The sequence below is a fragment of the Perlucidibaca aquatica genome, assembly GCF_001676655.1.
GTDB lineage: Bacteria > Pseudomonadota > Gammaproteobacteria > Pseudomonadales > Moraxellaceae > Perlucidibaca > Perlucidibaca aquatica.
The window spans coordinates 385,698-398,614 of sequence record NZ_LZDB01000001.1 but is presented as its reverse complement, the minus strand read 5'-3'; the positions used below and the strand labels follow the sequence as shown (position 1 = coordinate 398,614).

General features: G+C 56.0%; 12 protein-coding genes. 2 read left to right on the top strand and 10 right to left on the bottom strand.

Features of this window, described 5'->3' with window-relative positions:
- The first annotated feature begins 107 nt into the window (after nt 1–107).
- The gene (locus tag A8710_RS01955; protein ID WP_068857742.1) at nt 108–527 is read left to right on the top strand and encodes an acyl-CoA thioesterase; all 420 of its coding nucleotides are present in this window, start codon (nt 108–110) and stop codon (nt 525–527) included.
- Here the strand turns inward: A8710_RS01955 and uvrD are convergent.
- Nucleotides 524–2,725: a DNA helicase II gene (uvrD, locus tag A8710_RS01950; RefSeq protein ID WP_068857741.1), complete on the bottom strand. Its 2,202-nt coding sequence runs from the start codon at nt 2,723–2,725 to the stop codon at nt 524–526. The two genes, A8710_RS01955 and uvrD, sit on opposite strands and share 4 nt — an antisense overlap.
- A gap of 118 nt (nt 2,726–2,843) precedes the next feature.
- On the opposite strand from uvrD, the gene A8710_RS01945 reads away from it, so the two are divergent.
- Nucleotides 2,844–5,426, top strand: coding sequence for a putative bifunctional diguanylate cyclase/phosphodiesterase (locus tag A8710_RS01945; protein WP_068857740.1), 2,583 nt, complete (start codon nt 2,844–2,846; stop codon nt 5,424–5,426).
- Here the strand turns inward: A8710_RS01945 and A8710_RS01940 are convergent.
- The 9 genes from A8710_RS01940 to A8710_RS01900 form a co-directional block, all read right to left on the bottom strand.
- A complete protein-coding gene (locus A8710_RS01940; RefSeq protein ID WP_068857739.1) occupies nt 5,423–6,187 on the bottom strand; it encodes a pseudouridine synthase in 765 nt (254 codons plus the stop codon). The genes A8710_RS01945 and A8710_RS01940 overlap by 4 nt on opposite strands.
- On the bottom strand, nt 6,184–6,558 hold the full coding sequence (locus tag A8710_RS01935; RefSeq protein ID WP_068857738.1) for a phosphopantetheine adenylyltransferase: 375 nt from the start codon (nt 6,556–6,558) through the stop codon (nt 6,184–6,186). The genes A8710_RS01940 and A8710_RS01935 overlap by 4 nt, the downstream gene beginning before the upstream one ends.
- A 68-nt stretch (nt 6,559–6,626) precedes the next feature.
- Nucleotides 6,627–7,637, bottom strand: a complete 1,011-nt coding sequence (rhuM, locus tag A8710_RS01930) for a virulence RhuM family protein (protein WP_068858132.1) — start codon at nt 7,635–7,637, stop codon at nt 6,627–6,629.
- A gap of 356 nt (nt 7,638–7,993) precedes the next feature.
- Nucleotides 7,994–8,341 (bottom strand): MmcQ/YjbR family DNA-binding protein, encoded by a 348-nt coding sequence (locus A8710_RS01920; protein WP_068857736.1) that lies wholly within the window; start codon nt 8,339–8,341, stop codon nt 7,994–7,996.
- A 115-nt stretch (nt 8,342–8,456) separates the two neighbouring features.
- Nucleotides 8,457–8,987 (bottom strand): hypothetical protein, encoded by a 531-nt coding sequence (locus A8710_RS01915; RefSeq protein WP_082968594.1) that lies wholly within the window; start codon nt 8,985–8,987, stop codon nt 8,457–8,459.
- A gap of 126 nt (nt 8,988–9,113) precedes the next feature.
- Complete coding sequence (locus A8710_RS01910; RefSeq protein ID WP_068857735.1) at nt 9,114–9,359, bottom strand: hypothetical protein; 246 nt, start codon at nt 9,357–9,359, stop codon at nt 9,114–9,116.
- A gap of 105 nt (nt 9,360–9,464) precedes the next feature.
- On the bottom strand, nt 9,465–10,316 hold the full coding sequence (locus A8710_RS12165) for a hypothetical protein (protein WP_157686239.1): 852 nt from the start codon (nt 10,314–10,316) through the stop codon (nt 9,465–9,467).
- A gap of 311 nt (nt 10,317–10,627) precedes the next feature.
- Entirely contained in the window at nt 10,628–10,858 is a 231-nt protein-coding gene (locus tag A8710_RS11985; protein WP_068857734.1) for a YbdD/YjiX family protein, read from the bottom strand.
- Nucleotides 10,855–12,915 carry a carbon starvation CstA family protein gene (locus tag A8710_RS01900; protein ID WP_068857733.1) on the bottom strand — a complete coding sequence of 687 codons (2,061 nt, stop codon included), beginning with the start codon at nt 12,913–12,915 and terminating at the stop codon, nt 10,855–10,857. Before A8710_RS01900 ends, A8710_RS11985 begins: the two co-directional genes overlap by 4 nt.
- Between the last annotated feature and the right edge of the window lie 2 nt (nt 12,916–12,917).

Sequence of the window (12,917 nt, the reverse complement as noted above, 5' to 3'; positions counted from 1 at the left end):
TTTTATGTTGAACCAGACGGCCGCAAGGCCGTTTTGTTTTTTTGCCTTATATTCGCGCCATCCCTTTATGCGCTAGGATTTCTAAATAATAAGACTGGGATGTCCGCATGAATCAACAAGAACAAGAACCTACGGAAAACGCCATCACCGGCCCTATAGGTCAACTCACCCTGCAGCTGGTGGCAATGCCCAGCCACACCAATGCCTCGGGGGATATCTACGGCGGCTGGCTTGTCGCCAATATGGATATTGCTGGCGAAATGGCCGCATCGGCTCGTGCAGAGGGTCGAACGGCAACGGTCGCCATCGACAGCATGGTGTTTTTACGATCGGTAAAAGTAGGCGACGTGATTGGCTTTTATACGCAACTCGAAAGCGTTGGGCGCTCCTCGTTAAAAGTCCACGTAGAAGCATGGATCAATTCGCTCAATGGCCAGTGCCCGGTGAAACTGACCGAGGGTCGCTTCACCTTTGTGGCACTGGATGCCCAAGGTCGCACCCGGCTACTGCCCAACGCAGGCGCTTAAACTCGCGTTAAGCGTGCGTACTGGGCGACTAACCACTTACTGCCCAGATCAGCAAAATTGACCTGGATGCGCGCATTCGGGCCATTGCCTTCAAACGCCAAAATCACGCCCTCACCAAAACGCGGATGCGCCACGCGCTGACCCAAGCTCCAACTGCCATCACCTGTCGCATCGCCACCCAAGGAGCTTTGTTTGAGGTTGGCGGGCAAGGCGCTGTTGGGCACGCTACTACCGCCGCGATAGCTCATCGCCGTTGGCGCGGATTTCACACGTACCGGCTCTAGCAGAGTCTCCGGCATTTCGCGCAGGAAGCGCGAAGGCACATGATGGTTTTCGCTGCCGTAAAGCCGGCGTACTTCGGCGTAGGTGATGTAGAGCTCACGCATGGCGCGGGTGATGCCGACGTAGCAAAGTCGGCGCTCCTCTTCGAGATTGCCGTCTTTCAGCGCCATTTCGTGCGGAAACAGACCTTCCTCGAAGCCCGCCAGAAACACGATGGGGAACTCCAGGCCTTTGGCGGCATGCAGTGTCATCAGCTGCACGGCATCCTCGAATTCACCGGCCTGCTGCTCGCCCGCCTCCAGCGCGGCATGGTCGAGAAAAGCGGCAAGGGCAGACGGCGCCTCATCGTCCTCTACCTCGAACTCACGCGCAGCCGAGATCAATTCGCGCAAGTTTTCTACCCGCGCCTGACCTTTTTCGCCTTTCTCTTTTTGGTGATGCAGAACCAATCCACTCTGCTCGATGACCGCTTCAATCAACTCACCGAGCGGAACGTCACGCGTGGTCGCATCCAGGGTTTCAATGAGCTGCAAGAAGGCCGCGAGCTTGCTGCTGGCTAGCGTGGGCAGGAGCTTGCCTTTGAGCACGGCTTCGGCCGCTGCCCACAGGCTAATTTTTTCCTCACGCGTGACTTGGCGGAGCAGCTCCAAGGTCTTATCGCCAATGCCGCGTGTTGGCGTATTCACAACGCGCTCAAAGGCCGTGTCGTCATCACGCTGTTGCAGCAGACGCAAATAGCCCACGGCATTTTTAATTTCGGCGCGCTCAAAGAAGCGCAAGCCGCCATAGATGCGATAGGGAATCTGCGCCCGCAGTAGCGCTTCTTCGAGCACACGCGATTGGGCGTTGGACCGATACAGAATGGCCATGTCGCGGCGTGCCGTGCCGGCGCGGAAACGATCATCGAGGGTGCGCGCAATGTAGTGCGCCTCATCAAGATCATTGAAGGCGGCATAGACCCGGATGGGGTCGCCGTTCGGACGCTCGGTCCACAGGTTCTTACCCAGGCGATCGCCATTATTGGCGATGACCGCGTTGGCGGCCTGCAAAATGGCCGAGGTGGAGCGGTAATTTTGTTCGAGACGAATCAGCTCAGCATCGGCGTAGTCACGCTGGAAGGTGCGGATATTCTCAATGCAGGCACCACGCCAGCCGTAAATACTTTGGTCGTCATCGCCCACCGCGGTGAGCATGCCGTGCTCGCCCGCCAGCATGCGCAGCCAGGCGTACTGGATTTTGTTGGTGTCTTGGAACTCATCGACCAGGATCATGCGGAAGCGCATTTGATAATGCTTGAGCAACTCCGGATGGTTCAGCCATAGCTCATGGCTGCGCAGCAGAATTTCGGCAAAATCAATCATGCCGCTACGCTGACAAATCTCTTCGTAGGCCGCATAAATGCGCAGTTGTGTGCCGGTAAATAAGTCGCCGTTGTGTTGAATATGGTGCGGTCGGCGACCCTCTTCTTTATTGCCATTAATGAAGCTCGCCGCCTGCCGTGCCGGCCACTTTTCCTCATCGAGCTGCAAATCTTTCAAGACTCGCTTAATGACGCGTTGCTGGTCATCGCTATCTAAAATTTGAAAGGTTTGCGGCAGCCCGGCTTCCTTAAAGTGGGCGCGCAGAAAGCGATGCGCTAGGCCGTGAAAGGTGCCGATCCACAGGGGCTGCGTGGCAATGCCGAGCTGCTGCTCTAAGCGCGCACGCATCTCATGCGCGGCCTTGTTGGTAAACGTCACCGCCATCACCGCAAACGGCGAGATGCCAAAGCTCTGGCAGAAATGCGTGATACGCGAGGTCAATACGCGTGTTTTGCCCGAACCAGCGCCGGCCAGTACCAAGAGATGTTGGCTGTCACAGGTGACGGCATCGTGTTGGGCTGCGTTCAGCCCTCGGAGTAATTCAGAGTCGTTCATGCGCGCTATTGTAGACCACGGACACTCAGGCGTTTTCGCTTAGCCCGTCAAATGTTATGGTAAGCGCCTAGTTACAGACAGCGGGGAGGACACCCGCTGCTGTTTGAGGGAAAGCGGCATGACAGAACCGGCCAACACCGCGTCGTCGTCAACACAACACACCAACGCTAGCCTTGCCGCCGAACTCATGAGCGTGCAGGAACGCGAGCGCGTGGCCGCTCGTGAAGCCCAGCAACTGCGTGAGTTAAAAAACATTCAGCTGCGTCAGGTGCAACAGCAGCTACCGCGCTTTCTGGTCATTACCGCGCTGTCTGTGTTGGCTGCCACTTGGCTTTTTTGGGATTGGCCCTACGCCAGCAACACCAAGATCCTGATCTGGGCGTCTAGTTTTCTCATCTTTCTGATGTTCCGAGGCGGCTTGGTTTGGTGGTACGGCCGGCGCGTTTCTCAAAATCTCAACACCCTCGGCATCATTATTACGGCCACCGCCGTCTTCACCGCAGCCTTTTGGGTCTTCGCGATCATTGATTTCAATCCGCGTATTTTTCCCAGCAGCGACTTTCTTTCGGATGTAGCCAATCGTCAGGTGTTATTGGCGGCTCTCTTGGCCGCTCAGGGCATTGCTGCCCTCACCGCCTATGCGGGTTACTTGCGGGCGTTTATTGCCTTCACATTCATTACCTTTACGCCGTCTTTGCTGCATTTAATCATGCACCCCAGCTCCACCAATCTCACCGTGGCCACCATCGGTGCCATTTGGTGGGGCTTTCTCATTCTCAGCGCGCGTTACCTGAACCGCATGGTGCTGGGCAGCCTGCGCCTGCGTATCGACAATGAAAAACTGATTCAGCATCTGCGCGACACGCAGTACGACACCCTGACCTCAAACCAGCAGCTGGCCATCGAGGTGAAAACGCGAACCTTGGCCGAGCAGCAATTGCATCAGCTCAATAACCAACTGGAAGTCCGCGTACTGCAACGTACCGAAGCCTTAAAAGAAAGTCAGGAAGGCCTCACGCTGGCCATTGAAGCGTCCGGTATTGCGCTGTGGGACTGGTCTATTCCAGACGGCACGCTCAAACACACCAACCTTGAGCCCTTGCTGGGTTGTACCGACGGCGGCTGCGACGATCTGCTCACACAAGTTCAAGAGCGCGTGCATCCCGAAGACCTGCGACTGGTGAAGCGCAATATTGTTCGTCACTTGCGCCGCCGCTCGCCGCGCTACGAAGCCAAATACCGGCTCAAGCATCAGCGCGGGCATTGGGTCTGGGTGGAAGACAAAGGCCGTGTGGTGCTTTGGGATGCCCAAGGCAAACCGCTGCGTATGCTCGGCATTCGTCGCGACATCACCCGCGAACGTGAAGCCGAAGAGACGCAGAAAAAACTCGACTACTTGGCCAACCACGACCGCCTCACGCAGCTGGCCAATCGCCGCCAGCTGCGTAATCGCCTGCATGCGGCGATGACCCGCGCCCGCGAAAACGACCAACGCTTGGCGCTGATCTACCTGAACCTGGATCGCTTCCGGCAGGTCAATGAAAGCCTAGGCTTTGAAGTGGGCGACGCCATTTTGCGCGAAACCGGTCGGCGCTTGCTGGAAATGGGCACACGTTTAGATACCTTGGCGCGCTTAGGCGGCGACGAATTTGCGCTCATCTTCACCGAGCTTAAAAACAACGACGAACTCGACAAACTCTGCGAAGACATCATCGCGCAGCTGCGCCTGCCCTTCCGCGTGGCGGACCACGAGCTGCTCTTGGGCGCGTCGCTGGGCATCAGCCTGTTCCCTGAACATGGCCGCGAACTCGCCATTTTGGTCAATCACGCCGACCTCGCCATGCAGCAAGCCAAGCGCTTGGGCGGCAACCAGTGGCGCACCTATTCTCCCGATTTACGCAGCGCCACCATCGAGCAATTGAACCTCGAGAACAGCCTACGCAAAGCCATTTTCCGCGATGAATTTTTGGTTCACTACCAGCCCAAAGTGTCGCTCATGAGCAAGCGCATTGTGGGCATGGAAGCGCTGGTACGCTGGCAGCACCCCACCCTGGGCCTGCTCTATCCCGGCGACTTTATTCCACTGGCGGAAGACACCGGGCTGATTTCCGTGATTACCGAGCGTGTGTTGCAACAAGCGTGCGAGCAGGTCTTGGCCTGGTCACGCGCCGGTCTTGGCGAGCTCACGGTCGCCGTGAATATTCCGCCGCAACAGCTGCACAAAGGCGATTTAATGCTAACGCTCAATAACGCCCTGGCAGAAAGCGGGCTACCCGCTGAGCAACTGGAAATTGAGCTGACCGAAACCTCGCTGATGGACGATCCCGATATGGCTGCCAGCATCTTGGCGAAAGTCCGTGAGCGCGGCATTGCCATTGCGCTGGATGATTTTGGCACCGGCTATTCGTCCCTCAGCCAACTGCGAAAATTTCCCCTGAATACCCTGAAAGTCGATCAATCGTTTATTCGTGAAGTTGGGCAAAGCACCGAAGATGGCGCCATCGTGCGCGCCATCATTACCATGGCGCATGAGCTGGGCATGACCGTGGTCGCGGAAGGGGTGGAAACGCCCTGCCACCTCGATTTCTTAATCCGCGAACGCTGCGACTATGTGCAAGGCTATTACATCAGCCGACCCGTATCCGCCGAGGCCATGGAAGCGTTGCTGGTTACTCAACAGGAAAGGCAGCGCGCAATCTAAACACCCGCGCCCGGCTCGAAAATCTCTAGTACCTGCTGAAAGCTAGGCTCTAGCGGCGCGGTCAGTGTCATCGCCTGACCCGTGGCCGGATGCCGAAAGCTCAGTGCCGTGGCCGCCAACATGAGCCGACTGGCACCAAATCGCTGCGCAAAATAGTGGTTATGCCGCGTGCGGCCATAATTGGTATCGCCAATGATGGGATGGCTAATGTGCTGCAGGTGCCGGCGCAGCTGATGCTGACGGCCCGTCTCCGGTTTCAACTCCACGACGCTGTAACGACTGCTGGCATAGCCCTCAATCGCCACCGCAATCTCGGTGATGGCCATGCGCCGAAAATGCGTCACGGCCTCGCGCATTAGCTGCTCTCGGGTATCGCGCTTATCCATCGATTTGTCGCGCAAGGGCGCATCAATCACACCGCCCTCAGGCGTCCAGCCCCGCACCACGGCCACATAGGTCTTGGCCATGTCACCCGCCATTAGCGCCTGCCCTAAAGCGCTGGCCGTCTCGGGGTCACGAGCAAATAGCAGCAGACCTGAAGTGGGTCGATCCAAGCGATGCACCGGATAGACATGCTCGCCGTCATTGAGCTCGCGCGCATATTGCAAGGCAAACTCGGTTTCGTGACGGTCTATGGGGCTGCGATGCACGAGCAAGCCAGCGGGTTTGTGTACCGCCAGCAGGTGGTCATCGCGGTGAATGAGTTGCAGCGGGTTGGGGCTTAGCGATACCGGGTTGAAATGCTGAGTTTGATCACTCATAACAACAGCTTATGCCGAGCAACTGCGCCCATGACCAAACAGACCAAAGCCACAATATCTGCCGTGAACACCCGCGCCAGTTGCGCGTTATAACCCCCCACCGACCACGCCAGTAGCAAGTAGGAAGCCACACTGACAAAGCCCGCGATAAAGGCGGCTGTTTGCAAGCTGGGTAAAAATGCCGCCGCGATTAACAGAACGCCGAGCAGACCAAACAACACCGCACGATGGCGCATGAGAATGGCGAGGTTCGGCTCACTGAAGGAGATGCCATACAACGCCGCCAGCCGGTCGCTGCCGAGTACGCCGGACAACGGCAGCAGGTGAATCACACCCACCACAATCAACATGGCCGAAACGAAATAGGACATGGCTGCGCGCTCCTTAAAGCCTATTCATGGATTTGGCTAGATATTTGCGTGGAAGCGGATCAGCTCAATCATTGCTTTGTACGTCTCTTGAGTTTGGTTTCCAGCGCCTTGAGTTCAGCCTCGTCTTGCTGGTCGGCTTGAATGGCTTCCTGCGCTTTGCGGCCTTGGTCGAACTTGAAATATAGCTCACCCGTGCGCGCTTCCATCTGCTCATGGCTAACGGCTCCGGCATGGCTGAGCAGCGGGAAGCCGTTGGAGGTGATGATCTGATCCACATTCTGTTTCCAGAAAGCCATACGCGTCTCTTGCTTACTCTTGGCCCGCAACTCGGCGGTTTCCAGAAAGATGACCACCAGCCGGTTCAACGTATCGATCTCGTCCTCGGTCAGGTAGTTCTTAGCCACCAGAATATCCGCCTTGCGCACCTGATCGCCCTTCCAGACCCGCAGGCCAAAGTGTGGATCGGCGGGATTTGCTCGGGCAGTAACAAGCTCTGCGGCGGTCTTCTGCGTAACAGCAAAGATCAACAGGTTCTGCACCGTGGCGAAGAAAATCTGCGTGGCCTTGTCCGTCTTGTCGTAATCGCTGGAAAGGACAAAAAGATCGCGTACCTTCTGGTAGAAGCGCTTTTCCGAGGCTCGGATGCCTCGGATGCGATCCAACATCTCGTCGAAGTAATCCGGGCGACCATCCGGGTGCTTAAGCCGCTCGTCATCCATCACGAAGCCTTTGAGCAGGTACTCCTTCAAGATGGTTGAGGCCCAGCGACGAAACTGCACCCCGCGTGGCGAGCGCACGCGGTAGCCCACGGCTAGGATGGCGTCGAGGTTGTAGAGCGTGACAGGACGCTGCACCTCGCGGCTGCCCTCGACTTGAACTACCGAGGATTCCTCGGTAGTTGCCTCCCGGCTCAGCTCTCCGTCCTCGAATAGATTCTTCAGGTGCAGCCCGACATTATCCGTGCTCACATCAAAGAGCTCCGCCATCTCCCGCTGCGTAAGCCAGACGGTCTGCTCCTGCGCCCGCAGCTTGATCTGGCTGCGCCCGTCTTCGGTGGTGTAGAGGATAACTGCGGTCATGCGTCGCTCTTCCTTGATGTGTGCCATAGACAACCTTGCATCGTTAGACGGTGTTTTTGCAAGCGGCTTCCCGGCTTAAGCGCGCCATTTGCATTGAAGCCGATGTAGATAAAACAGGCCTTAAGCGGCACTGGGAGCAATGGGTGGGTAACCGGTTATGCAGCAATGCAAGCATCAGTGCGCTTATTGGTAAGTTCTACCGCCGGCTTTTAGCCAGCCAGCCTCATGCCAGCCATTTGGGTCACGATGGGTTTTATTGACCCACCACAATCAACATGGCCGAAACGAAATAGGACATGGCTGCGCGCTCCTTAAAGCCTATTCAGGACACGGGGATTATTAGCATGATTGATCCACTAATTACGACGCGTAGCTCTTTTGGGACGAGTGACCGCCTTTGCGTAAGACCAACTGATGAGCTCTTGAAGGTACTCGAATGGCACTGTGCTTACATCCACGATGGTGACCCAGTGAAATCTGCCCATGTACCGCGCCGGCTTGATGCCGGGCACGTCGGTCAATTCCAAAAAGCGTTCTGGCGTTGTGCGAATACTAAAGCGCCATTGCTCCGGCTCGCTGGTCTTGAAGTACGCGAACTTTTTACCGCCTGCGTAGTAAACCAGCACATTACTTGGCGGCCCGTACATTTTTGAGGTGGCTCCAGGGTAGTTGCTGCAAAGTTCTTTTATCGTGGCAACGTCCATTGGGGCTCTCTTGAGGGTTTAACTCCCCGAGTAAGGCACAAGCACCCTAAAAAAACAAAAAAACTCAGTAATCGCTGAATTCAGAAATAGCCGCTCGAAGACGGCTTTTTCTATGTTACTGAAGTGGGACTTTCGCCAATCGCTCGATCAGAGCCTCAATGTTTTTTCTGATAGCCCCCTCATTAGCAAGACGCAATCGCTTGATGGCCGCAAAAGCATCATTGAATGTGGCCGTGTAGGAGCTATTAATAGTTTCATTAAAAAGCTCCTTCTCCGATGCACTATCTTTCAACACATAGCGAACATTTGCTTTAACCGTCAAATCAAGTCCGAATATTGGTTGATCTAGCTTTAGCAAGGTTGGTTTTAAAATATAAGCTCCTGAACCAGCCGCCAGTAAGCCATTTGATTGCAGAGAAGCCGTTAATGCTTCCTCAAAGGATTTGGAGTCAACTTGCGATGTCCAAAGAGGATTCGTGGATTTTCCACCTTCGACTGGTGCAACCATAATTTTTGCCGGCATATGATTTTTTGCTGCACTAAACGTTTTTACGCTAGTCATACCCGCGACAGTTGCACCACTCGCGCAGCCTTGGAGGTATGACGCAATCAACGCAATCCCGATGAGTGATAACAGTTTTTTCATTTTTTACTCCGTGTATGTATAAAAAGTCTAGCGCTCAAGCTCAGCCGCGTATTTGCCGCTGCGAAGCGGCGGCAAATACGCGGCTGAGCGCCTGGTTGGGCCACATTGCAATTGCCGTCTGCGCGCTCACTGACTTGAAGCTATGAAGTTGCTAACAAGTTGGAGGATGGTTCCAGCGATGACTACATAAACACTCATCTTCAACCGGACGTTTCTAGTACTAGTTTGCCGTTTGATCGCTTTGAAATCGGTGGATGCATTTCCGCCGTCAATACCGGACATGTTTAACGGAGAGTTGTGGTAAACCGAATACACACCAACAATTGTCATGATAAGCCCTACGGAGTTGATAGCTGTTTTTAGATCACCCATGCATTACCGCTCCCTGACATTTTTTGTGGCCCAACGTTTGAGCTACGGGGCGGATTTGGCGAAGCCAAAGACGTCCCACTTGAGCGAGTTGTTAGGGGTAGGACGCTACGAAACATGAGGGTGCTTCGCGCGCACGAGTGAAGAGCATATTTTTTCGATGACATTGGCTCGCCAGCATAATCCGAGCGCAGCCCCCTCCTCAGTCTTTCCTATTCGACCGCTATAGCATCCAACAAACTCCATGGCAACATACCCCATCGCGATGTCATCTCGACTCCAGAAATCTGGTGATTCTGGGTTAATGTCGGTGTACGGATCTGATGTATCCCAAGTGCCAGAATATGCGGCAAATACCGGGGCGCCAGACATGCCCTCTCTGGTTTGGGTATCCAAAAAAAATGCAGGAAGCTTAGTTCCACCGATGAGCCCTCCAACATTAGATATTTCTCCACCAATGCTTACATCGTAAAACGGCTCAGACGCGATATATCCGGATTTCCAAAGAGGAAGACCAAATCCAATACTTATGGAACGAGGAAACCCAATAACAAAAGAAGTGCAGCCAGGCTTTACCGGAATTCTTGTATCGCTAATTAGATTGGCCGCATTATGCATAAACTCGGGGCAATGCGCCGGCCGCTCAAGAGGAAGAGCTATTACATCGCATGAGGAGCCAAGATCAGGGTGCTCGTACCATATTGGTTCATAGTCTTTGTATATATCCATACGTTGGGAAATAGTAGTGAATGCTCCTTGCGGAAGTACTATAGACATATCACCATATGATGAAAGATTAGCTTCAATGTAGGTTGGAAATCTACCTGATGCGGATAGCGGCTCTTTGGTAAGAAAATGTTTTCCAGAGAAATTATGCCAATTGGTGATTAGAAAAAGGCTGTCGGAGCGTTTATAGAAAAAAGCCGTGCCAGTGGAAATCAATCCAGCATCATCATACATGCGTATTTGAAACGGACACTGCGAGTATGTGCTTCTAATTCCATTCTCTGGCATTTAAAGATAATCCTATTTTTGCTGAGGCTAGGTAGTGCTCTTTCTGACGACCCCTAACTTGGTTTATACAGCACCCACAGCTGCCTAATAATTCCAGACTGCTGCATAACATCGGAGGGAAAGGAAAGACTTCAGCCGTTTCAAAGGCTTAAAAAACCTGACTCAGCACTCCCTGCCGACAACTACCGCAATCCACTACACCCGAGCATGCCACCACGCCCATCTCTCGGCAAGCCAACCCACCACCGCTCATCCCCTCAGCAAGGACACTTCCCCACCGTCTTCGCCCCCAGCCTCGCCTCCATGCGCGAGCGCACAAACTGCTCCCGCGTCATCGCTGCCAACTCCGGATGCTTCTCGGTCATGTGTCGCACATAGGCGTCGTAATCCGGCACGCCCACCAGCATCGCCCCGAAATGCCGGCCCTGCTGCCAGAGCGTCGCCAGCCGGCCTCGGCCAAGGACAACGCTCGCGCCAGCGTCGCTCACGCCCGCTCCCCGACCAGCACCACCGGTGTTTCTGTGCTTTCAATCCGGCCACTGCGCAGCGCCGTCCACATGGCGCGCACGCTGCAAAACAGCATGACCAGCACCACGCTCATAAACAGCACGCAGAGGGTGGCGTTGATGTAGTCGTTAACGATGACTTGTTGCATCTGCGCCAAGCTCTTGGCTGGAGCCAGCACGTCGCCGTTGCTTACGGCGGCGCTGAATTTCTCGGCGTGGGCGAGGAAGCCGATGCGGGGGTCTACATGGAAGAGTTTCTGCCAGCCGGCCGTGAGTGTGATGACCAAAATCCAGCTTGCCGGTAGCAGCGCAACCCAGGCATGGCGGGCGCGCTGAACTTTGAACAGCAACGTGCCGACCAACAGCAGCGCGATGGCGGCGAGCATTTGGTTGGCAATGCCGAACAACGGCCACAAGGTGTTAATGCCGCCCAGCGGGTCGATCACGCCCTGATACAGGAACCAGCCCCAGCCGCCCACGCAGAGCACGGTGGCGACCACGTTCGGCCACCAGCGCTCGGTGTCGCGGAACGGCGCGTAAACAGCGCCGAACAGGTCTTGAATCATGAAGCGGCCCACGCGCGTGCCGGCATCGATGGTGGTGAGGATGAACAGGGCCTCAAACAGAATGGCGAAGTGATACCAGAACGCCATCATGCCGCTGCCGCCCACCACCGAAGATAAGATGTAGGCCATGCCCACGGCCAGCGTGGGTGCGCCGCCGGCGCGTGACAAAATGCTGTCTTCGCCGATGTCTTTCGCGGTTTGCGCGAGCAGTTCGGGGGTGACCAAGAAGCCCCACTGGCTAATGACCGTCGCGGCGTCTTCCACGGTTTTGCCGATCAGGGCCGGTGGCGAGTTCATGGCGAAGTAGATGCCGGGCTCAATCACACAGGCGGCAATCATGGCCATGACGGCCACGAACGACTCCATGAGCATGGCGCCATAGCCGATGGGGCGAGCGTCGAGTTCGTTATCCAGCAGTTTCGGCGTGGTGCCCGACGACACTAGCGCGTGGAAACCAGACACAGCGCCGCAGGCGATGGTGATGAACAGGAACGGGAACAAGCTGCCCGCAAAGACCGGGCCGCTGCCGTCAATGAACGGGGTTAGCGCCGGCATTTTCAGCTCAGGCATCACAATGAGAATGCCTACCGCCAGCGCCAGGATGGTACCGATTTTCAGAAAGGTGGACAGGTAATCACGCGGGGCCAGCAGCAGCCACACCGGCAGAATGGACGCCAGCGCACCGTAACCAATCAAGCCCAGCGCCAGCTGCTCGCCAGTGAAGGTGAAGCGCGCCGCCCACAACGCGTCTTCGGCCACCCAGCCGCCCACAATAATGGACACAAACAGCAGCACCACACCGATCAACGACATTTCACCGATGCGGCCCGGGCGCAGGTAGCGCAGATACAGCCCCATAAACACGGCAATGGGGATGGTCGCGACCACAGTGAACGTGCCCCATGGCGAATGCGCCAGCGCCTTCACCACCACCAGTCCCAGCACCGCCAGCAGAATAATCATGATGGCGAGAATGCCAATGCCAGCCACGGTGCCAGCAAACGGCCCTAGCTCCGTGCGGATCATGTCGCCCAGTGAGCGACCATCACGGCGCGTAGAAGCGGTGAGCACCAACATGTCTTGCACGGCGCCCGCGAGCACCACACCGGCGAGTAGCCACAGCGTACCCGGCAGATAGCCCATCTGTGCTGCCAGCACGGGGCCGATCAGCGGGCCTGCACCGGCAATGGCCGCGAAGTGATGACCGAACAAGACCACACGATGCGTGGGCAGATAGTCGAGGCCGTCGTTATGACGATGTGCGGGGGTTAACCGTCGCCCATCCAAACTCACGACGGCGGTGGCGAGGTAGCGGCTGTAGAAACGATAGGCGATGACATAAACCGACACCGCCGCCACCACGATCCAGGCAGCGTTGATGCTTTCGCCGCGATGCAGTGCCAGCGTCGCCAGCGAAAACACCGCGACGCCGCACACGGCCAGCCAAACTAAAACCGAGCGCAGCGTCGTCATGG